We start from the raw sequence: 21,117 nt of genomic DNA, 5'->3' as shown, positions 1-21,117 counted from the left end.
TTTCCGGCTTTGAGGGGCGGACGGAACCGTCCAGCTATCCGGACGGCCTCTTTCCGCGATTCCGGAACTCCGGAATCGAAGGCGCCGCGCCGGCAAAATATTCTATAAAAATCAATCAGTTAGACAATGCTTAACGTTGGCATCGACCTTGCAGATAGATGGCCTGCGGCCCCCGGGCCCTACCCATTAATCAAGCAAGGAGACAGCCGATGCGCCCGCTCAAGAAACCCTTCTATCGAATCCTATATGTCCAGGTGATCGCGGCGATCGTCGCGGGCATCGTGCTCGGTCATTTCGCGAGCAAGCTCGCGATCGACATGAAGCCGCTCGGCGACGCATTCATCAGCCTCGTGAAGATGGTGATCGGGCCGATCATCTTTTGTACGGTCGTGACCGGCATCGCGGGCATGGAGGACATGAAGAAGGTCGGCCGCGTCGGCGGCAAGGCGCTCCTGTACTTCGAAGTCGTTTCGACGTTCGCGCTCGTACTGGGCCTGATCGCCACTCATGTGCTCAAGCCCGGCGCCGGCTTCAATGTCGATATCGCAACGCTCGACGGCAAGGCCGTCGCCACGTACGCCGAGAAGGCGGCGCATGGCGACAGCGCCGTCGACTTCTTCCTGCACATCATTCCGAAGACGTTTACCGACTCATTCGCGCACGGCGACATTCTGCAGATCCTGCTGATCGCCCTGCTCTTCGGTACGGTACTCGCCACGATCGGCGAGCGCGGCAAGCCCGTCACGAACTTCATCGAAAGCTTGTCGCACGTCCTGTTCGGCATCGTGCGCATCGTGACCAAGCTCGCGCCGATCGGCGCCTTCGGCGCCATGGCCTTCACCATCGGCAAGTACGGCCTCGGTTCGTTGCTGCCGCTCATGAAGCTGATCGGCACGTTCTATCTGACGGCTATCGTGTTCGTGCTCGTCGTGCTCGGGACGATCGCTCGCCTCGTGGGCTTCAACATCATCCGGTTCATCGCCTACATCAAGGAAGAAATGCTGATCGTGCTCGGCACGAGTTCGTCCGAAGCCGCGCTGCCGCAACTGATGGAAAAGCTCGAAAAGCTCGGTTGCTCGCGCTCGGTCGTCGGCCTCGTCGTGCCCACGGGCTATTCGTTCAACCTCGATGGAACGAACATCTACATGACGATGGCCGTGCTCTTCATCGCACAAGCCACGAACACGGACCTCACGCTGGCTCAGCAGCTCACGCTGATCGCGGTCGCCATGCTGACCTCGAAGGGAGCCAGCGGCGTCACGGGCGCAGGCTTCATTACGCTCGCCGCGACGCTTGCCGTCGTGCCTACGATTCCTGTCGCGGGCATGGTGCTGATTCTCGGTATCGATCGCTTCATGAGCGAGTGCCGCGCGCTGACGAACATCGTCGGTAACGGCGTCGCCACGGTCGTGGTATCGGCATGGGAAAAGGAGCTCGACCGTGCGAAGCTCAAGCGCGCCCTGAGCGGCGGCGACGTCGAAGTAGGTGAGGCGGTCAAAGCTTGAACCTCGATGCGCCGGCGCTCCGGCCGGCGCCGGCGGATTTCGCGCGCTGTGCCACAATGGCCCTTTATCCTCGCCCGGAATCCGCTGCTGTGAAACGTCGTGCTGTCGTCGTTTTCGCGCTCGCCGCCGTGCTCATCGCGGCATGCGTCGTCACGTGGCGCATCACCTGGCTGCGCGGTGTCGACGACATCCAGCAACAAGCCGCCGTGCGAGCCGACCGCACGGCGAATGCATTGAGCAGCACGCTCGATCGCTACGAATCGCTTTCCTACCTCCTCGCAAGTCACCCGCTCGTCCAGGAAGCACTGGAACACCCGACGGCTGACGCCATCGCGCGTGCCAACCGCTATCTCGAAGATGCCAACCGGCACGCGCATGCGACGGTGACTTACATCGTGCGAGCCGACGGGCTCTGTCTCGCCGCCAGCAACTGGAATCTCGCGGATACGTTCGTCGGCTCCAACTACCTGTTCAGGCCGTATTTCATCGATGCCATGAAGGGCCAGGTGGGCCGCTTCTTCGGTATCGGCACTGTCTCGCACGAGCCCGGGTATTTCATCTCCCAGCCGGTCTATCGCGACGGCCGCATCATTGGCGCCGCCGTCGTCAAGCTCAACCTCGAATGGTTTCCCGGCTCGGATGCGGGCGAGCCGTTGCTCGTTGCCGACAATCATGGCGTTATCTTTTTGTCCTCGGTGCCGGCCTGGAAGTACCGTGCCGTGGCGCCGCTGCCCGCGTCGGTCACCGCGGCGATCGAGCGCACACGCCAATATGCCCAACAGACGATCGCCGAGCTGCCGATGGCCACGGTTCGTCCGATCGATGCCAATGCGCAGATCGTGCGCGTCGGCGACGCGCGCTTCGGCCCGCACTTTCTTGCGACCCGGCGGTGGCTGGGCTCGCCGGCCTGGCAACTGATTACGCTCTCCGCGATCGACCCGGTGCGAGCCGATGCGCGCAACGCAGCGGCGGCGGTCGGCTTCGGCTTCGCCTCGATCTGTTTGCTCGCGTTTTACTGGCGAACGCGCCGCGCCCGGCTCGCCGAGATGATCCGAGGCCGTGCGATGCTGCAAGCCGCCTATGCCGAACTGAACGAGCGCGTAGCCGAACGCACGGCAGATCTTTCCGCGGCCAACGCGCGATTGCAGACGGAAGTCGGCGAGCGGACCCGCGCGGAGCGCGAGCTGCGCGCGGCCCACGACGAACTCGTCCAGACGAGCAAGCTGGCGGCACTGGGCCAGATGGCAGCGGGCATCACGCATGAGCTCAATCAGCCGTTGGCGGCGCTGCGAGCCTTTTCGGACAACACGCGTGTGCTGCTCGAGCGCGGCGAGCAGGGCGCCGCGCGCGAAAATCTCGAGGCGATCGCGGCGCTGACCGAGCGCATGGGCAAGATCACGAACCAGCTCAAGCTCTTCGTCGGCAGGGCACAGCCGCGCACTGCGCGCGCGCCTGTCGTGCGAGCGGTTTGCAACTCGCTGAACGTGCTGCAAAAGCGGTTGCAGGGTGTCGCGCTCGAAGTCACGCTCCACGATTCCGAAGCGATGTCCGGCGGGGGCAGCGAGCCGCTCGACCTCGCGGACGAGCACCCGGAGCTCGTTGCCTACTGCGACGAGCTGCGGCTGGAGCAGGCGCTGATCAATTTGATCGGCAATGCGCTCGATGCGGTCAGCGGTGTCGACGCCCCGCGCATCGGCATCGAGATCGGCGCGTCGTTCGCGAGCCTTTCGCTGACGGTGCGCGACAATGGTCCGGGCATCCCCGCGGATGTGCTACCGCGACTGTTCGAACCGTTTTTTACTACGAAGGGCATGGGAGAAGGGCTCGGTCTCGGCCTGGCAATCGCCTCGTCGATCGCCAGGGATTGCGGAGGAACGCTGAGCGCGCGCAATATGCCGGAAGGCGGAGCGGCCTTCGTACTGATGTTGCGCCGCGCCCTTGCGTCGAATGCACAGAGCGACGCGTCGGCGCGCTGATCCACTGCGCGTGAAGCTATTCTCCTTCGGTTTTTACGATATCCGGCATGACAGCGACAGCAGCGATGAGCGACAGTCTTCAAGTGATCTTCATCGAAGACGACGAACTCGTGCGCCGGGCCAGCGTGCAGAGCCTGCAGCTTGCCGGCTTCGATGTGACGGGCTACCCCTCCGTCGAAGCGGCTCAGGTGGCTCTTGCCAGGGCCCAGGCAGGGGGCGCGGGGCCAGGCGTCATCGTGAGCGATATCCGGCTGCCCGGAGCCAGTGGGCTGCAACTGCTCGAACACTGCCGCGAGCACGTGCCGGAGGTGCCCGTCATTCTCGTCACGGGTCATGGCGACATCTCGATGGCTGTGCAAGCGATGCGCGACGGTGCCTATGACTTCGTCGAAAAGCCGTTCGCTTCCGAGCGTCTCATCGAGACGGTGCGCCGGGCATTGGAACGCCGGCGTCTGATGCTCGAAAACGACGCACTGCGACGCGAGCTCAGTCAGCGCGACGCGCTCGTGCCGCGCATCATCGGACGAAGTGCCGCGATCGAACAGGTGCGGCGCCTCATTGCGAAGGTTGCGCCAACGGATGCCGCGGTGCTCGTCAACGGCGACACAGGCGCCGGCAAGGAACTCATCGCGCGCTGTCTGCACGAGCTCTCGCCCCGCCGCGCCAAATCTTTCGTTGCGGTCAATTGCGGTGCGCTGCCCGAGCCGATGTTCGAATCGGAGATGTTCGGATACGAGCCGGGCGCCTTTACCGGTGCGGCAAAACGCCGCATCGGGAAGCTCGAGTACGCCTCGGGCGGCACGCTTTTTCTCGACGAAATCGAAAGCATGCCGCTCTCGCTGCAGGTCAAACTGCTGCGCGTGCTGCAAGAGGGCGTGCTCGAGCGGCTTGGCTCGAACCAGCCTATTCGCGTGGATTGCCGCATCGTGGCTGCGGCGAAGGGGGACATGGCCGAGCACGTCGCAGCCGGCACATTCCGGCGCGATCTGCTTTATCGGCTCAATGTCGTGACGATCACACTGCCGACGCTGACCGAGCGCCGCGAAGACATCGTGCCGCTTTTCGAGCATTTTCTGCTCGATGCGGCGGTGCGCTACCAGTGTGCGGCGCCCGTACTTTCCGAGCGCCAGCGGTCGCGCCTGATCGAACGCGATTGGCCCGGCAACGTCCGGGAGTTGCGCAACGCCGCTGAGCGTTTCGTGCTCGGCATCGCCGACGGACAAGGCGCATTCGATTCGAGCGAGGAGGGCGCCAACGTGCCCGCGGCTCCCCTCAAAGAACGTGTCGAGCAATTCGAGCGCGCAGCGATTGCCGATGCGCTCGAAGCGGCGGGCGGTTCGGTGGCGGCCGCAGCCGACCGGCTGCAGATCGGCAAGGCGACGCTTTACGAGAAGATCAAACGATACGGCCTCGCCGAACGCGGCGAGGCCGGAAAAGAAACGGGTTGAGCGAGGGGTGCGTTCCGAGCGGAGCCGCGCGACCTTCGCCTAACGCGTTTGGGCAGCGCAGTGGGGCGCAGCCCGCTCAAGCCCCCAGCGCGTTTTGCAGTAACTTGTCGAGCTCTGCAAATTGCGGCTCGCCCACGTAGCGCTTCAGTATCGTGCCGTTCTTGTCGACCACGAAAGTGGTGGGTGTCAGCTGGACGTTACCGAACTGCTTGGCTGCACTACCGTCATCCATGGCGACTTTGAACGGCAACTGGCGCGTTTGCGCGTAATTCGCGACGTACATCGGTGCGTCGTAGTTCATCGCGACGGCGACGAACTCGAGCCCACGGCCCTTGAAACGATTATAGGTCTCGACCATCTGAGGCATTTCCTTGACGCAGGTGGCGCAGCTCGTTGCCCAGAAATTGACGAGGTACACCTTGCCCTTGAGATCGGCCGTGGAGACCTTCTGCCCCGACAGCAGTGTGAACGTTGCGTCGGGCACGCGTTGCGAGGTGCCGAACGTCAAATAGCCGGCGACGGCAATGGCAGCCGCGGCGAGCGCCAGCACGGCATAACGCAGTGGGCTGCGGCGGGCGGAAGCGGGGGTCTGGCTCATGGATGAAACCTCGAAAGCGCGAAGCGCGGTAACGGCGCCGCAATTTTAACGCCATTTGCCTGCGGGCGCGTGCCGCGCACGGCACGCTGACGTGTGCGCCGGACTTCTATCCATCGGCTTCTGGTAAATTGCTGCCACTTCAAGGAGTTCAAGGCGGATACCGCTTGTTTATGCTTCGAATGACCCGCCGTCCTGCCGCGCTGCTCTTCCTGCTTGCCGCCTTCACCGTGGCCGCCTGCTCGCCGGCCTACGATTGGCGCACCATCACCGACGACACGAACGGCTACACGATCGATTTGCCGGCCAAACCGCTGATCGACGAAAGACCGATCGACATTGCAGGCACTTCCATGCGGATGCACGTCCGGGCCGCCCGTGCTCAGAACGCCATGTTCTCTGTGGGCACCGTTGCGATGCCCAGCGACGACCCGAAGCTGCAGCGCGCGGTGCTCGACTCGATGCGCGACGCGTTGGCGCGCAACGTCGGCGCAAAACCGGACGCGCGCCCTATCGACGTCCCGGTGGCCGATGGCGGCCATGTTCCCGCACTCGAACTGGAAGTCGACGGCCCCGTGGGGGCGACGGGCAAGCACAAGACCATCCACGCTTGGCTCGTAGCGCGCGGCACGCACGTTTATCAAGCCGCCGTGATAGCCGACGACGCGCCGCCCGAAGAGCAAACCGACCAGTTTTTTCAGTCGTTCAAGGTCTTCTGACGATGATGGAGCCCACCGAAGGCTACGCTTCGCCCGGTTTTTCCGGACTATTTGCTCCAGGTTGTGGATAACTTTGTTGAAAACCGGTGTAACACGGGTGCAAACGCTTGCCCGGCTGGCTTGTAGTCAACCTATTCATTCGCTGTTCGCGCGCAAGCTCCCATAAAAATCAATGACTTGAGATCATTTTCTCTGGTGATGCCTTCAAAACAGCGATGATCAATCGCAAATCCAGATATGTGTATAAGTCAAGCCTACCAAAACATGGGGCTAGGGGCGTTGGCATAAAGGGCATGAACGGCCGCGCGCACTGCGGCGCTCATGACAGCGACGCGACGCGCCGATATTGGATCGCTTCGGCCACATGCGCGCTGTTTGGCATGGCATCGCCCGCGAGATCGGCGATGGTTCGCGCGACCTTCAAAACCCGGTAGTAGGCCCGCGCCGACCAGCCGAAGCGTTCGCTCGCTTCCCTCAACAGCAGCTCGCCACCGGCGTCCGGTCGGCACACTTCGTCGACTTCGCGTCCTGCGAGTTCGCGGTTGGTCTTGCCCTGCCGCGCACACTGGCGCTCCCGGGCCGCGACGACGCGCCGAGCGATAGCGGCGGTGGGCTCGCCGGACGCTCCGGCACGGGTAGACAGCTCCGCTGCGCTCAGCGCGGGCAACTCGATCTGAATATCGATGCGATCGACGAGCGGCCCCGACAGCTTGCGCAGGTAGCGGGTGGCCGCATCGGGCGTGCACCGGCAGCGACCCGCCGGGTCGCCCCGCCACCCGCAGGGACAGGGATTCATGGCCGCGACGAGCTGGCAGGCCGCGGGGAAATCGGCTTGCTGGGCCGCGCGCGAGACAGTGATACGGCCCGCCTCGAGCGGCTCGCGCAGCGTCTCGAGTACATGGCGATCGAATTCGGGCAGTTCGTCGAGGAACAGCACGCCCAGGTGGGCGAGTGTGATTTCCCCGGGTTGCGGCGGATTGCGCCCGCCGACCAGTGCGGCGGCGCTCGACGAATGGTGCGGCGCGCGAAATGGACGGCGGCGCCATTGCACCGGGGAAAAACCGAGCATGCTCGCCGAGAGCAGCGCGGCCGATGCGAGCGCTTCCTCGTCGGACATGGGCGGCAGCAAGCCTGGCAGCCTGGCCGCGAGCATCGACTTGCCGGCTCCGGGCGGGCCGACCATCAGCATGTGATGTCCTCCGGCGGCTGCGACCTCGAGCGCCCGGCGCGCACCGGGCTGCCCGATCACGTCGGCCATGTCGGGTACGGCGGGTGTAGCGTGGGCCTCGAGCGAGGGCATTTCGATAGGGCGCAACGTTCCGTCTTCGGCTCCCGCGAGATGCGCGCACAACGAGGGCAGATCGGGCGCGCCGTAAACATGCACTCCCGGCACGAGCGCAGCCTCGCCCGCACTGGCGAGCGGCAGATAGAGTTCCGGCAGGCCCAGGCCCAGGCCCAGGCCAGGCTCCGCAGCGGCGGCCTCTTGCACGCCGCCATCGATGCCAGTCCGCTCGCTCCGCGTGTCCCTGCTCGAATGACTGGCGCCATCGTGCCGCCGGCGCCGCGCCGTCCCGCAGGCCATCGCGAACGCACCGCGCATCGGTCGCAAAGCTCCCGTCAATGAAAGCTCGCCGGCAAACTCGCGCGGCCCGAGCGCCGCAGCGGGAATTTGTCCGCTCGCCGCCAGGATGCCGAGCGCGATCGGAAGATCGAAGCGCCCCGATTCTTTCGGAAGATCGGCCGGCGCGAGATTGACGGTAATCCGGCGGACCGGAAACTCGTAGCCGCAATTCTGCAGCGCAGCGCGCACGCGCTCGCGGCTTTCGCGCACTTCGAGATCAGGCAAACCGACGATGGAAAATGACGGCAGGCCATTGGCGAGATGCACTTCGACGGTCACTTCAGGCGCGCGGCCGGCAGCCGGCGCGCGCGAACGCACCACGGCAAGCGACATGGATTCTCCGGGGAATGAAGCAGGCGGCTGGTGCGCCGCCTGCGGATACGGCAAGGAGCGATACGCCGCGGCAGCGCGTTACGCGCGCGCCGGGCGAAAAGAGGGAGGGTGACTCAGGATTCTTGCGAGGCGGCGAGCTTTTGCTCGAGCTCTGCCACCCGCCGCTCGAGTTCTTCGAGGCGCGTGCGCGTGCGCAGCAACACCTGCGCTTGTGTATCGAACTCCTCCCGCGTGACGAGATCGAGCTTGGAGAAACCCTGGGAGAGCATGGCCTTCACGTTGCGCTCGACGTCTTTCGCCGGCGAGTGCTTGAGCAGGTCGCTCATGCGCGCCTGGAAGTCCTGAAAGATATCGTTCGGTTGCTTCATGATGGTTCCCCTCGGACGCACAAAAAAAGTGCAGCCCATTCGAAAAGTAACGTCTATAACGCACCGATGACCCGAAACGGTGCGCGCGGTGCGCCGAATCAGACAGTCATGAGCGGCGATGGTGCGTCGCTCTAGCGTAGACCGTGCGAACACTCTAGCAACGATCGACGGCCCGCGCCAGCGCGGCCCGCCGACGCTGGCCGTTCGGCCTGCTTTCAGAGGTTTTGTCCGCTTCTCGTCCTGCCCATTCGCGTAGGGAGGTGATGGCACATAAGTTGCTCTACTCGGACCCGCATCGGCCGGCGCCCCATTTCGCGGCGGCGGTGCCGATATGGCCGGCATGCCACGGCGGCCGCACGAAATCGGGTTCTCGCAACGAAAAAGAGGATTTTCATGAAGCTCATTACCGCAATCATCAAGCCGTTCAAGCTCGATGAGGCGCGCGAAGCGTTGTCGGCGATCGGCGTCTCGGGCATCACGGTCACCGAAGTGAAGGGCTTCGGGCGCCAGAAGGGCCATACCGAGCTCTATCGCGGCGCGGAATACGTCGTCGACTTTCTGCCGAAGGTGAAGATCGAGGCCGCCGTATCGGACGACATCGTCGATCAGGCCATCGAAGCCATCGAGCGTGCCGCGCGCACCGGCAAGATCGGCGACGGCAAGATCTTCGTGACGCCGATCGAGCAGGTCATCCGGATCCGTACCGGCGAAACGGGCGCCGACGCCCTGTAAGTCAAAAAGTTAGCGATAAGAGGAAACCGAAAGATGCGCAAATTTCTGATGTCCCTGGCGATGGCCGCCTCGCTGCTGGCGGGCGGTATCGGCGCCGCCCTCGCGGACGACGCGTCGGCCGCCGCCGCCGCTTCAGCACCCGCCGCCGCGGCGTCCGCCCCGGCTGCCGATGCGAGCGCCGCAGCGCCCGCGTCCGCAGCACCGGCATCGGCTGCGGCCCCGGCCGCGGCCTCCGAGGCCGCACCGGCCGCGCCGACCGCACCGTTCTCCGTCGACTCCTCCAAGATCAGTTCCGGCGATACGGCCTGGATGCTGACCTCGACGGCGCTCGTGCTGTTCATGACGATTCCGGGACTCGCGCTTTTTTACGGCGGCATGGTTCGCAAGAAGAACGTGCTCGCCACGGTGATGCAAAGCTTCGCGATCACCTGTCTCGTGACGGTGCTGTGGACCGTGATCGGCTACACGCTCGCCTTCACGCCGGGTAACGCGTTCATCGGCGGTCTGTCGCGCACGATGCTCGCCGGCATGGCGTTCATCAAGGGCGATAAGGCAACGACGCTGACCGTGAGCCATCTCGCGCCGACGATCCCCGAATCGGTCTATTTCGTCTACCAGATGACGTTCGCGATCATCACGCCGGCGCTCATCACCGGCGCATTCGCCGACCGCATGAAGTTCTCGGCGATGCTCGTGTTCATGGCGCTGTGGTCGCTGATCGTCTACTCGCCGATCGCCCATATGGTCTGGGAACCGACGGGCTGGCTCTCTGCCGCGGGCATCCTCGATTTCGCGGGCGGCACGGTCGTGCACATCAACGCCGGTGTTGCCGGGCTCGTTTGCGCCCTCGTGCTGGGCAAGCGCGTCGGCTACGGTCGCGAAGCGATGGCACCGCACAACCTCGTACTCACGCTGATCGGCGCGGCCATGCTGTGGGTGGGCTGGTTCGGCTTCAACGCGGGCTCCGCCGTGGCGGCCGACGGCCGTGCCGGTTTCGCGATGCTGACGACGCAGATCGCCACTGCCTGCGCCGCGCTCGCGTGGATGTTCGTCGAATGGATCGCCAAGGGCAAGCCGTCGGCGCTCGGCATCGCATCCGGCGCCGTTGCCGGTCTCGTAGCGATCACGCCGGCATCCGGTTTCGTCGGCGTGGGCGGTGCGCTCGCCATTGGCATCGCGGCGGGTGTCGTCTGCTTCTGGTCGGCCACCTGGCTCAAGATGAAGCTCGGCTACGACGACTCGCTCGATTGCTTCGGCGTGCACGGCGTGGGCGGTATTCTCGGCGCGCTCCTGACCGGCGTCTTCGCGGTCAAGGACATCGGCGGCATGGACGGCAGCCTGATTCTGCAGGCGAAAGGCGTACTCACCACGGTGGCCTATAGCGGTGTCGTCAGCTTCGTGCTGCTCAAGGTCATCGATATGGTCATCGGCCTGCGTGTTGCCGAGGAGGAAGAGCGCGAGGGTCTCGACGTCGTCCTGCACGGCGAGCACGTCGAATAAGGCGCCCGCCTTTCCAGCGACCAGGCAACAGCGATTCAGCCCGCCTTTTCAGGCGGGCTTTTTTTCGTTTTTTCGCGTGTACGGGGGATGGAACGACCCTTTCGACAATCAGGTCAATAGAAAATATGGTGGCCGGCAAGGCTTGCGGAGGGTAAAACTGCCCCCAGATCGGCAGGGCAATTGCTCTACAATCTTTTTTCCCCTGTCTGCGAGTGCTCCATGGTTCCGCATCTAGTTACGGCGTTAAACGGTCCACTGCTCGATCTCGAGCGGAAGATCCTCGATGCCACGCCGGCGATCGAGCGCTGGTTCCGGCTCGAATGGCAGGAGCATACGCCGCCGTTTTATTGTTCGGTCGATCTGCGCAATGCGGGTTTCAAGCTCGCGCCCGTCGATACGAACCTCTTTCCGGGCGCATTCAACAACCTTCCGAACGAAGTGCTGCCGCTCGCTGTCCAGGCGGCAATGGCGGCCATCGAGAAGATTTGCCCCGATGCAAAGAACCTGCTCGTGATCCCCGAGCACGAGACACGCAACGCGTTTTACCTCGAGAACGTGGCGCGTCTCGCGACGATCATGCGCCAAGCCGGCCTGAACGTGCGCTTCGGCACGCTCGACGAAAACATCGCGGGCCCGGTGACGATTTCCCTCAAAGACGGCCAGAAAATCGTCCTCGAACCGCTCGAGCGCACGCCGCGCAGGCTGGGTCTGAAGAATTTCGATCCCTGCTCGATCCTGCTCAATAACGATCTCTCATCGGGATTGCCGCCGGTACTCGAGAATCTGCACGAGCAGTACGTGCTGCCGCCGCTGCACGCGGGCTGGGCCGTGCGCCGCAAGTCGACGCATTTTTCCTGCTACGACGACGTCGCCAAGAAGTTCGCCAAGCTCGTCGAGATCGACCCGTGGATGATCAATCCCTATTTCGCACATGTCGAAGACGTCGATTTCGAGGCGCATACCGGCGAAGAAGCGCTGACCGACGCGATCGACGCCGTCATCAAGAAGATTGCGCGCAAGTATCGCGAGTACGGTATCGGCGAAAAGCCGTATGTCGTCATCAAGTCCGATGCGGGCACGGGCGGGCGCGGCGTGATGACCGTGCATGACGCATCCGAACTCGCCCACCTTTCGAAGGGCGAGCGCACGCGCATGGCGGCGACGAAAGGCGGTCGGCCCATGCATGATCTGATCGTGCAGGAAGGGGTGTATACGTTCGAGCGCATCGGCGAAGAAGTGGCCGAACCGGTCGTCTACATGATCGACCGGTACGTCGTCGGCGGTTTTTACCGCGTGCACGGCTCGCGCGAGCGCGATCAGAACCTCAACGCCCCCGGCATGCATTTCGTGCCGCTCGGCTTCGAGCACACGGCGCTGCCCGATGCGCACGCGAAGCCTGGCGCAGCACCGCCGAACCGCTTCTATATGTATGGCGTCGTGGCACGGCTCGGCCTGCTCGCCGCGTCCGTCGAACTCGAAAAGACCGACCCCGAGGCCATCCAGGTCTGAGCTGCGCGCGCCGTGGCGCGCATCGCCCAGGCCACGAGCGGCCCCTTTGAACAAACGACAACCCCGCAAGGGGGCGCAGGAGCTTCATGGATATCCTCTTCATCGCCGATCCGCTCTCACGCTTCAAGATCTACAAGGACACGACCTACGCGATGATGGCCGAGGCCGCACGCCGCGGCCATGCGATCTTCGCGTGCGAGCCGAAGCACCTTGCGTGGACGGGGGGCAACGTCGAAGCAACGGTGCATCGAGTCACGATCGTCGGCGACACGGCCGATTTGCATCGTAACGTGTGGCACGAGAACGGGCCCAACGAGCACCGCTCGCTGACGTCGTTCGGCGCCGTGCTGATGCGCAAGGACCCGCCGTTCGACATGGAGTACGTGACATCGACCTGGCTGCTCGAGCTCGCGGAACGCGCCGGGGCGCACGTGTTCAACAAGCCGCAGACGATTCGCGATCACTCCGAGAAGCTTGCCATCGGCGAATTCCCGCAGTTCGTCGCGCCGTCCCTCGTGACGCGCGACGCGGCGCGATTGCGCGCCTTTCATGCCGAGTACGGCGACGTCATCCTGAAGCCGCTCGACGGCATGGGCGGCATGGGCGTATTCCGCGTCAAGAGCGACGGCATGAACCTCGGCTCGATCATCGAAATGTTGAGCCATGACGGGGCGAGGTCGGTCATGGCTCAAAAGTTCATTCCCGAGATATCGGCCGGCGACAAGCGCATCCTGCTGATCGGCGGGCAAGTCGTGCCGTTTTCGCTGGCGCGAATACCGCAGGGCAACGAGGTGCGCGGCAACCTTGCGGCGGGCGGCGTCGGGGTGGCGCAGCCGCTGTCGGTGCGAGATATGGAAATAGCCGAAACGCTCGGGCCGGTGCTCGCTTCGCGCGGGCTGCTGCTCGTCGGGCTCGATGTGATCGGGGACTGGCTTACCGAGGTCAACGTCACGAGTCCCACCTGCTTTCGCGAGATCATGGATCAAACCGGCTTCGATGTCGCCGGCATGTTCGTCGATGCGCTGGAGCGGGCGGCGCCGGCATGACGTTGCGTTTCGCGCGAAAATGGACTGCTACAATTGCTGTATTGCAAAACAAACCGGGGCGCACCTGCGTTTCCGGGTAGGCCTGCACCGGTTGTGCGCAGGTCGTCGTTTTTCGTTGCAGGGCTGACATGGCAGGCATTCTGATCATCGCGCATGCGCCGTTTGCCACGGCGCTAAGAGACTGCATCGCGCACATTTATGGCGGGATTCCGGCGCGCATCGGCGTGATCGACGTTACGCCGGATTGCGATCCGGCACAGGTGAGCGCGTTCGCGCAATCCGAAGTCGAGCGCCTGCGCGAGGACAACGGGGTGCTCGTGCTCACCGACATGTACGGCGCGACGCCCGCCAATATCGCCAGCAGGCTTGCGAGCCTCGCCGATGTGCGTGTGCTGGCCGGTGTCAACCTACCGATGCTCGTGCGCGCTGTCTGTTACCGCACGACCCCGCTCGATACGCTTGCCGACAAAGCATTGACCGGTGCGGCGAAGGGGGTACATGCAATCGGACCGCAGACATCGCCGGGCGGGGTTTGCGCGCCTTCGCCCTGTCTGCCGACAACCGGTGCGCCGCTGAGTGCCGCCGAGCCGTTGCCAGCCACAGCCATGCAAGCGCCGCGCACCGGTACGCGCGGTACCGGCGCCTGATGCGCCTTTTTTCGATTTCACCGACTCTTGCCAACGCCTACCGGGCCGCAGGGAACCGTAGATGCTTCAAAATGAAACGACGATCGTCAACAAACTGGGGCTTCACGCACGTGCGTCGGCCAAACTGACTCAGCTCGCGGGCAACTTTCAGTCGGAAATCTGGATGACACGCAACGGACGGCGCATCAATGCAAAGAGCATCATGGGTGTGATGATGCTCGCAGCCGGCATCGGCAGCACGGTGACGATCGAAACGGAGGGGCCGGATGAAGCCGAGGCGATGCAGGCGCTATTGAAGCTGATCGCCGACAAGTTCGGCGAAGGCCAGTAACGCGGCGCCGGCGCTGGCGACGAGCCGCGGCAGTCCGCGGTTTTTTTATGCTGTCTTCAGCGCTATCCTCGGGCGCGGGCGGGGCTCCGCGCGTCGCCGAGCACGCGGAAAAGTCTGTACATGCTGCAGCGCAAGCAGTCAGGCACGACAATGGAATTTATAATTCCGGATTAGGGTTGCACGCCCATAGCAGCGGTATGGCTCCCGCAGCATTACATAATTCGAGGAGGTGCGCGTGTCGTTCTCGCTGCATGGAATTCCAGTGTCACGCGGCATCGCGATCGGGCGCGCTTATCTCATTGCACCGGCGGCGCTCGACGTCGATCACTATCTGATCGAGCCGCCTCAGATCGAAGGCGAACTCGAGCGCTTCCGCGCGGCACTCAAGGCCGTGCAAGGCGAGTTGGAGCGCTTGAGCGGCGATCTCGCTGCCGACGCCCCGAGCGAGGTCGGGGCCTTCATCAACGTCCATACGATGATCCTCAACGATGCCATGCTCGTTCAGGAGACGATGGACCTCGTCCGCACGCGCCGCTACAACGTCGAATGGGCGCTGACCGAGCAACTCGAGCGCCTCGTGCGTCATTTCGACGATATCGAGGACGAGTATCTGCGCGAGCGCAAGGCGGACATTCAGCAGGTGGTCGAGCGAATCCTGAAGGCGCTCGCAGGTGCACCATCGGCGGTGGTGCTCGTCGACGGCGCGAACGGGGACGCGACCGACGAAATGATCGTCGTTGCGCATGACATCTCGCCCGCCGACATGCTGCAGTTCAAGACGCAAACGTTTCAAGGCTTCGTCACCGATCTCGGCGGGCGCACGTCCCACACCGCGATCGTCGCGCGCAGCCTCGGTATTCCCGCGGCCGTGGGCGTACAGCACGCGAGTGCGCTGATCCGGCAGGACGATCTGATCATCGTCGACGGCGACCATGGCATCGTGATCGTCGATCCCGCGCCGATCGTTCTCGAGGAGTACACCTATCGCCAGAGTGAAAAAGCGCTCGAGCAAAAGAAGCTTCAGCGCCTGAAGTTTGCGCCGACGCAGACGCTTTGCGGCACGAAGATCGCGCTGTGCGCGAACATCGAGCTGCCCGAGGACGCGCGCACGGCCGTGGAGGCGGGCGCGGTCGGCATCGGTCTTTTCCGGACCGAGTTTCTCTTCATGAGCAAGGATCATCTGCCCGAGGAGGAGGAGCAGTTCGAGGCTTACCGCCGGGCGGTCGATCTGATGTCCGGCCTGCCGGTGACGATCCGTACGATCGATGTCGGCGCCGACAAGCCGCTCGAAACGTTCGGAGGAGGCGAGGGCCACGAGGCGGCACCGAACCCAGCGCTCGGGCTTCGGGCGATCCGCTGGAGCCTGTCCGAGCCGCAGATGTTTCTGACGCAGCTGCGCGCGATCCTGCGCGCTTCGGCGTTGGGGAAGGTCAAGATTCTCGTGCCGATGCTCGCCCACGCCCAGGAGATCGATCAGACGCTCGATCTCATACGCGAAGCGAAGCGGCAGCTCGACGATGCTGGCCTCGCATACGATCCGGGCGTACAGGTCGGAGCGATGATCGAGATTCCGGCTGCGGCGATCGCGTTGCCGCTCTTCCTGAAGCGCGTCGACTTTCTTTCGATCGGGACGAACGACCTCATTCAATACACGCTCGCGATCGACCGGGCCGACAATGCCGTCGCGCATTTGTACGACCCGTTGCACCCGGCCGTGCTGCATCTGATTGCGTTCACGCTGCGCGAGGCGAAGCGCGCGGGTGTGCCGGTATCGGTGTGCGGCGAGATGGCGGGCGACCCGCAGCTGACACGGCTGTTGCTCGGCATGGGGTTGACCGAGTTTTCGATGCACCCGAGCCAGTTGCTCGTGGTCAAGCAGGAGATCTTGCGCGCCGATTTGCGGGCGCTCGAAAAACCGGTGGCGGACGTGCTGGCCGCTTTCGAGCCCGAGGAAGTGCAAGCGGCGCTCAAATGCGTCGCTCAGCTATGACGCCTGCAAAAGTCCTGGAACGCGCGCGAAGCCGTGTCGGCTAGTCCGCGCGCTGAGTACCGTCGCCCGGCGTGCGCTACTGGCGCCCGCGGTCTTGGCACACGGGGCAATCGGGCTGTCGTGCGATGTTCATCGTCGTCCATTCCATGCGCAGCGAATCGAGCATCATGAGACGCCCTACGAGCGTTTCGCCGATACCCGCCACGACACGCAGCGCTTCCGCTGCCTGCATTGCACCGACGATGCCGACGGTGGGTGCGAACACCCCCATCGTTGCGCATGCAACTTCTTCGAATGGCTGGTCTTCGGGAAAGATGCAGGCATAGCACGGGGAGTGTGCGTCGCGGAAATCGAACGTGCTGATCTGGCCGTCGAAGCGCAACGCGGCGCCCGACACGAGCGGTATGCCGTGCTTGACGCAGGCGCGGTTGATCGCGTGGCGCGTCGCGAAGTTGTCCGTGCAATCGAGCACCACGCTCGCGTCCGGCACGTGAACGTCGAGCCAAGCGACGTCGATACGCTCGTCCACCGCATTCACGATGACATCGGGGTTCAGCCGTGCAATCGCTTCGCGACCCGATTCGACCTTTTTCCGCCCGACCGACGCGGTGACGTGCAGGATTTGCCGTTGCAGATTCGTCAGATCGACGGTATCGGCATCGACGAGCGTCAGTCTGCCGACGCCCGCCGCCGCGAGATAAATAGCGGCCGGCGAGCCGAGGCCGCCGGCGCCGACGACGATCGCGTGCGCATCGAGAAACCGCTGCTGCGCTTCGATGCCCAATTCGTCGACGAGAATATGCCGCGAGTATCGAAGCAGTTGATCGTCGTTCACGGCACGCGCAGCAACGGGGACTACTTGGCGGGAGCCGAGGCCGGCGCGGGCGTGCCCGGCTTGACCGCGACCGGCGCCGAGGCCGATGTCGGGACCTTGCGCTGAGCGAGGTTGCGCTCGGCGATCGACTTCGACTCCTGCACGGGCTTGCCCTGGAGCTTGTTCAGCGCCTGCTGCAGCATGAAATCGTCGGCCGAGCCGAACTCCACGGGCTTGCGCTCGCGATCTTTGGCGCGCTGCTCGGGCGTCTTCTTGTCGTTTTCCTGCTCGAGCTGCTGCAACTGCTGCAGCCGGTCGTTTTCGCGCTGCTCGTGTTCTTTCTTCTCGTTCGGATCCTGCGTATTGGCAAGGTGGTTCGTGTAGTCGACTTCGCGCGTGACGAAGGCGTCGTCAGGATCGCCGTCCGCATATTGATCGACCGGGACGTCAGGGCGAATGCCCTTGTTCTGGATCGAGCGGCCGCTCGGCGTGTAGTAGTACGCCGTCGTGAGACGCAGCGCGGTATCCGAGGTCAGCGGACGCACGGTTTGCACGGAGCCTTTGCCGAACGTCGTCTTGCCCACGATCATGGCGCGATGCGCATCTTGCAGCGCGCCGGCCACGATCTCCGACGCGGATGCCGAATAGGCGTTCGTCAACACGATCATCGGCACCGTCTTGAAGATGCCGGGCAGATTCCTGAGCGGATCGGAGTCGAACGACGGCAGCCGGTAGTTCGCGTAGGTATCGCGATAGACCTGCTTCGAATCGGCAATCTGTCCGTTCGTCGAAACGACGACCGAATCGGGCGGCATGAACGCGCCGGCCACGCCCACCGCGCTTTGCAGAAGGCCGCCGCCGTTATTGCGCAGATCGAGGATCAGGCCTTTCAGATTCGGCTGCTCGCGCGCGATGTCGGCGAGCTTGGTCGCGAGATCGGGCACCGTGCGTTCCTGGAAGCTCGTGATGCGCACGTACGCATAGCCCGGGGCGACGACCTTCGCCTTCACGCTCTGTACGCGGATGATCGCGCGCGTGACGGTGACGGGGAATGTGCGGTCCTCGCTCTTGCGGAACAGCGTCAGCGTGACCTTCGTGCCCGGGTCGCCGCGCATTTGCTTGACGGCCTGGTCGAGCGTCATGCCGCGCACGGGTTTGTCGTTGATGCGGGTGATCAGATCGCCCGGGCGGATGCCGGCGCGAAACGCGGGCGTATCCTCGATCGGCGAGATGACCTTGATGAGCCCGTCTTCCTGCGAAATCTCGATACCGAGGCCGGCGAAGCGCCCCTTCGTCTGCTCCTGCAGTTCCTGGTAATCGGTCTTGTCCAGATACGAGGAGTGCGGATCGAGGCTCGAAACCATGCCCTTGATGGCTTCGGTCAGGAGTTTCTTGTCATCGACCGGCACGACATAGTCATGCTTGATCTGGCCGAACACTTCCGCAAAAAGGCGCAACTGCTCGAGCGGCAGCGGGGTGGAGGTGGCCTGCTGCGCCGCGGCAGAAAATTGCAGGGTTGCGAACACGCCGGCGGCGAGGCCCGCTGCGATCAGGCCGATATTCTTGAGTTTCGTGCGCATAGAGTCGGTTGCGTTCGGAAAACGGGTGTGAGCGCCGGTGGCGAAGGACGGTCAAGTATAACTGCTCGATCAGCCGGGTGCGGCGGTACTCATGTGTCGGTGTTCGACAGCCGGGGGCAAAAAACGCTCCCGGCCCTGCCTGTGCCGTGCCGCGTTTGCCGTGCCGCCCCCGGGGTATCGACGGTGCCTCAGCCTGCCTTGCCTTGCTTGGCAACGGCGGCTTGTGCCTTGGCGATGGCTTCGGCGTCGCCGAGATAGTAATGGCGTATCGGCTTGAGGTCATCGTCGAGCTCGTACACGAGCGGCACCCCGTTCGGGATGTTCAGGCCGACGATGTCGGAGTCGGAAATACCGTCGAGATACTTGATGAGCGCGCGCAGCGAGTTGCCGTGCGCCGCGATCAGCACCTTCTTGCCCGCCTTGATGGCCGGGGCGATCGATTCGTTCCAGACCGGTAGCACGCGCGCGACCGTGTCTTTCAGGCACTCCGTGAGCGGTAGCGCTTCGCGCGGCACCTTGGCATAGCGCGGATCGTCGTACGAGGCGCGCGGATCGGTCGGCTCGAGCGCGGGCGGCGGCGTGTCGTAGCTGCGACGCCAGACGAGCACCTGATCGTCTCCGTACTGAGCGGCCGTTTCCGCCTTGTTCAGGCCGGCCAGCGCACCGTAGTGACGCTCGTTCAGGCGCCACGAGTGGACGACGGGCAGGTACATGAGATCCATCTGGTCCTGCACGTGCCAGAGCGTACGGATCGCGCGCTTGAGCACCGAGGTGTAGGCGATGTCGAAGCGGTAGCCGGCTTCCCGAAGCAGCCGGCCCGCCTCGTTGGCTTCGCGAATGCCTTGTTCGGTCAGGTCGACGTCGACCCAGCCGGTGAATCGGTTTTCCTTGTTCCACGTCGATTCGCCGTGGCGGATGAGGACGAGCTTGTGCATGAGCGTAAGAGGTCGGTAGTGAGGAAGCGCCCGATGCGAGGCCGGTGCACCGTCCGAAGGGCACCCGCCATCGCGTCAAGCGGATATTTTATAATGGTCGGATTGCCTGTTTCCTTTTCTTCCCTTTTTGGCGGATATTTCGTGACGTTTCTAACCGATTACACGAACCTCGTGCTCATCGCGGCCCTTGTCGTCTCGGGCGGCTTGCTGCTTTGGCCGATGCTTTCGGGGCGTGGCCGCGGCGGCCTGTCCGCGGCGGAGGCGACGCAGCTGATCAACCGGCGCAACGCCGTGATCGTCGATCTGCGGCCGGCCGCCGACTACGCGGGCGGACATCTGCCGTCCGCCCGCCACCTCGAGTTCGCGGAGCTTCAAGCAAAAATTGGCCAGATCGCCAAGAATAAGGGGAATCCGGTGTTGCTCGTCTGCCAGAACGGTCTGCAGTCGAACAAGGCCTCGCGCGTCGTGCGCGAGGCCGGCTACGCCGAAGTCCATGTGCTGCAAGGCGGTTTGAACGCCTGGCAGCAGGCCGGCATGCCGGTCGTCAAGTAAAGGAGTGGCAAGCGTGAATTCGGTCGTGATGTACAGCACCCAGGTCTGTCCCTATTGCCAGATGGCCGAGCGGCTCTTGAAATCGCGCGGCGTCGAGCACATCGAAAAAGTCCTCGTCGACCGCGATCCCGCGCGCCGTGAGGAGATGATGGAGCGCACGGGACGGCGCACGGTACCGCAGGTGTTCATTGGCGATAAGCATATCGGCGGTTACGACGATCTTTCCGCGCTCGATCGCGCGGGCGGCCTCGTGCCGCTGCTCGAACCTGCGTGAACGCCGCCTCCGCGTGACGGGCGCCAGCCGCTCGGCGCGCTGAGCGCGCGCGCTACGCATACTCGCGGGCGTGCCTCGGGCTGCGGCTCGATGTCGCGCTCAGCGCCTCATACATTCCCTGCTTGGCCGGCGCGCCGCCGGCCAAGATGAATTCATCCATCGGAGCCACCATGTCGGACCAGAACAACCAGCCGTTCTTCAACATCCAGCGCGTCTACCTGAAGGACCTGTCGCTCGAGCAGCCTAATTCGCCGGCTATTTTCCTCGAGCAGGACATGCCGTCGGTGGAAGTCGAGGTCGACGTGAAGGCCGACCGTCTTGCGGAGAGCATCTTCGAGGTCGCAGTGACGGGCACGGTCACCGCGAAGGTGGCCGAGAAGGTCGCTTTCCTGATCGAGGCCAAGCAGGCCGGCATCTTCGAGATCCGCAATATTCCGGCCGATCAGGTCGATCCGCTCGTCGGCATTGCGTGCCCGACGATCATCTTCCCGTATCTGCGCTCCAATATCGCCGATGCGATCACCCGTGCGGGATTCCCCCCGATCCACCTCGCCGAGATCAACTTCCAGGCGCTCTACGAGCAGCGTCTTGCGCAGATGGGTGCGCAAAACGAAGCATCGAACGGCGCCACGCACTGAGCGG

At 64.0% G+C, this 21,117-nt stretch carries 20 protein-coding genes; 14 read left to right on the top strand and 6 right to left on the bottom strand.

Going from position 1 to position 21,117, the window contains the following annotated elements; all coding sequences use genetic code 11:
- Positions 1-209 precede the first annotated feature (209 nt).
- From VGL01_RS11580 to VGL01_RS11570, 3 genes are all read left to right on the top strand, one after another.
- Positions 210-1,505 carry a dicarboxylate/amino acid:cation symporter gene (locus VGL01_RS11580; RefSeq protein ID WP_331569363.1) on the top strand — a complete coding sequence of 432 codons (1,296 nt, stop codon included), beginning with the start codon at positions 210-212 and terminating at the stop codon, positions 1,503-1,505.
- A gap of 56 nt (positions 1,506-1,561) precedes the next feature.
- Positions 1,562-3,481, top strand: coding sequence for a sensor histidine kinase (locus tag VGL01_RS11575; protein WP_414720231.1), 1,920 nt, complete (start codon positions 1,562-1,564; stop codon positions 3,479-3,481).
- A 65-nt stretch (positions 3,482-3,546) separates the two neighbouring features.
- Positions 3,547-4,929, top strand: coding sequence for a sigma-54 dependent transcriptional regulator (locus tag VGL01_RS11570; protein WP_331569405.1), 1,383 nt, complete (start codon positions 3,547-3,549; stop codon positions 4,927-4,929).
- 76 nt (positions 4,930-5,005) lie between these two features.
- Here the strand turns inward: VGL01_RS11570 and VGL01_RS11565 are convergent, their stop codons facing one another.
- The gene (locus VGL01_RS11565; protein ID WP_331569361.1) at positions 5,006-5,527 is read right to left on the bottom strand and encodes a TlpA disulfide reductase family protein; all 522 of its coding nucleotides are present in this window, start codon (positions 5,525-5,527) and stop codon (positions 5,006-5,008) included.
- A gap of 170 nt (positions 5,528-5,697) precedes the next feature.
- Here VGL01_RS11565 and VGL01_RS11560 point away from each other — a divergent pair, with 170 nt between their 5' ends.
- Complete coding sequence (locus tag VGL01_RS11560; protein WP_331569359.1) at positions 5,698-6,243, top strand: hypothetical protein; 546 nt, start codon at positions 5,698-5,700, stop codon at positions 6,241-6,243.
- 319 nt (positions 6,244-6,562) lie between these two features.
- Here VGL01_RS11560 and VGL01_RS11555 read toward each other — a convergent pair whose 3' ends face one another.
- A complete protein-coding gene (locus VGL01_RS11555) occupies positions 6,563-8,197 on the bottom strand; it encodes a YifB family Mg chelatase-like AAA ATPase (RefSeq protein ID WP_331569357.1) in 1,635 nt (544 codons plus the stop codon).
- A 113-nt stretch (positions 8,198-8,310) separates the two neighbouring features.
- On the bottom strand, positions 8,311-8,565 hold the full coding sequence (locus tag VGL01_RS11550) for an accessory factor UbiK family protein (RefSeq protein ID WP_173255026.1): 255 nt from the start codon (positions 8,563-8,565) through the stop codon (positions 8,311-8,313).
- Positions 8,566-8,958: 393 nt separating this feature from the next.
- Between VGL01_RS11550 and VGL01_RS11545 the strand changes: the two genes are divergently transcribed.
- From VGL01_RS11545 to ptsP, 7 genes are all read left to right on the top strand, one after another.
- Complete coding sequence (locus tag VGL01_RS11545; RefSeq protein WP_020566534.1) at positions 8,959-9,297, top strand: P-II family nitrogen regulator; 339 nt, start codon at positions 8,959-8,961, stop codon at positions 9,295-9,297.
- A 33-nt stretch (positions 9,298-9,330) separates the two neighbouring features.
- Positions 9,331-10,797 carry an ammonium transporter gene (locus VGL01_RS11540; protein WP_331569355.1) on the top strand — a complete coding sequence of 489 codons (1,467 nt, stop codon included), beginning with the start codon at positions 9,331-9,333 and terminating at the stop codon, positions 10,795-10,797.
- A 219-nt stretch (positions 10,798-11,016) separates the two neighbouring features.
- Positions 11,017-12,306, top strand: coding sequence for a glutamate--cysteine ligase (gshA, locus tag VGL01_RS11535; RefSeq protein ID WP_331569353.1), 1,290 nt, complete (start codon positions 11,017-11,019; stop codon positions 12,304-12,306).
- A gap of 86 nt (positions 12,307-12,392) precedes the next feature.
- Entirely contained in the window at positions 12,393-13,352 is a 960-nt protein-coding gene (gene gshB / locus VGL01_RS11530) for a glutathione synthase (protein ID WP_331569351.1), read from the top strand.
- A gap of 128 nt (positions 13,353-13,480) precedes the next feature.
- The gene (locus tag VGL01_RS11525; RefSeq protein WP_331569349.1) at positions 13,481-13,999 is read left to right on the top strand and encodes a PTS mannose transporter subunit IIA; all 519 of its coding nucleotides are present in this window, start codon (positions 13,481-13,483) and stop codon (positions 13,997-13,999) included.
- 61 nt (positions 14,000-14,060) lie between these two features.
- Positions 14,061-14,330, top strand: a complete 270-nt coding sequence (locus VGL01_RS11520; protein WP_331569347.1) for an HPr family phosphocarrier protein — start codon at positions 14,061-14,063, stop codon at positions 14,328-14,330.
- 235 nt (positions 14,331-14,565) lie between these two features.
- Complete coding sequence (ptsP, locus tag VGL01_RS11515; RefSeq protein ID WP_331569345.1) at positions 14,566-16,320, top strand: phosphoenolpyruvate--protein phosphotransferase; 1,755 nt, start codon at positions 14,566-14,568, stop codon at positions 16,318-16,320.
- Between the two features lie 76 nt (positions 16,321-16,396).
- Here ptsP and VGL01_RS11510 read toward each other — a convergent pair whose 3' ends face one another.
- The 3 genes from VGL01_RS11510 to gpmA form a co-directional block, all read right to left on the bottom strand.
- Positions 16,397-17,155: a HesA/MoeB/ThiF family protein gene (locus tag VGL01_RS11510; protein WP_331569343.1), complete on the bottom strand. Its 759-nt coding sequence runs from the start codon at positions 17,153-17,155 to the stop codon at positions 16,397-16,399.
- Positions 17,156-17,175: 20 nt separating this feature from the next.
- Positions 17,176-18,714 (bottom strand): S41 family peptidase, encoded by a 1,539-nt coding sequence (locus VGL01_RS11505; RefSeq protein ID WP_331569341.1) that lies wholly within the window; start codon positions 18,712-18,714, stop codon positions 17,176-17,178.
- 188 nt (positions 18,715-18,902) lie between these two features.
- On the bottom strand, positions 18,903-19,649 hold the full coding sequence (gene gpmA, locus VGL01_RS11500) for a 2,3-diphosphoglycerate-dependent phosphoglycerate mutase (RefSeq protein WP_331569339.1): 747 nt from the start codon (positions 19,647-19,649) through the stop codon (positions 18,903-18,905).
- A 141-nt stretch (positions 19,650-19,790) separates the two neighbouring features.
- Here gpmA and VGL01_RS11495 point away from each other — a divergent pair, with 141 nt between their 5' ends.
- The 3 genes from VGL01_RS11495 to secB all read left to right on the top strand — a co-directional run bounded on the left by VGL01_RS11495 (position 19,791) and on the right by secB (position 21,113).
- Positions 19,791-20,201 (top strand): rhodanese-like domain-containing protein, encoded by a 411-nt coding sequence (locus VGL01_RS11495; RefSeq protein WP_331569337.1) that lies wholly within the window; start codon positions 19,791-19,793, stop codon positions 20,199-20,201.
- A 13-nt stretch (positions 20,202-20,214) separates the two neighbouring features.
- Positions 20,215-20,475: a glutaredoxin 3 gene (grxC, locus tag VGL01_RS11490; protein ID WP_331569335.1), complete on the top strand. Its 261-nt coding sequence runs from the start codon at positions 20,215-20,217 to the stop codon at positions 20,473-20,475.
- A gap of 170 nt (positions 20,476-20,645) precedes the next feature.
- Positions 20,646-21,113, top strand: coding sequence for a protein-export chaperone SecB (secB, locus tag VGL01_RS11485; protein WP_331569332.1), 468 nt, complete (start codon positions 20,646-20,648; stop codon positions 21,111-21,113).
- Positions 21,114-21,117 lie beyond the last annotated feature (4 nt).

It is taken from the genome of Trinickia sp. (assembly GCF_036503415.1).
Classification (GTDB): domain Bacteria; phylum Pseudomonadota; class Gammaproteobacteria; order Burkholderiales; family Burkholderiaceae; genus Trinickia.
Note: the sequence above shows the minus strand (reverse complement) of the source record. Positions and strands in the feature narration are given on the sequence as shown.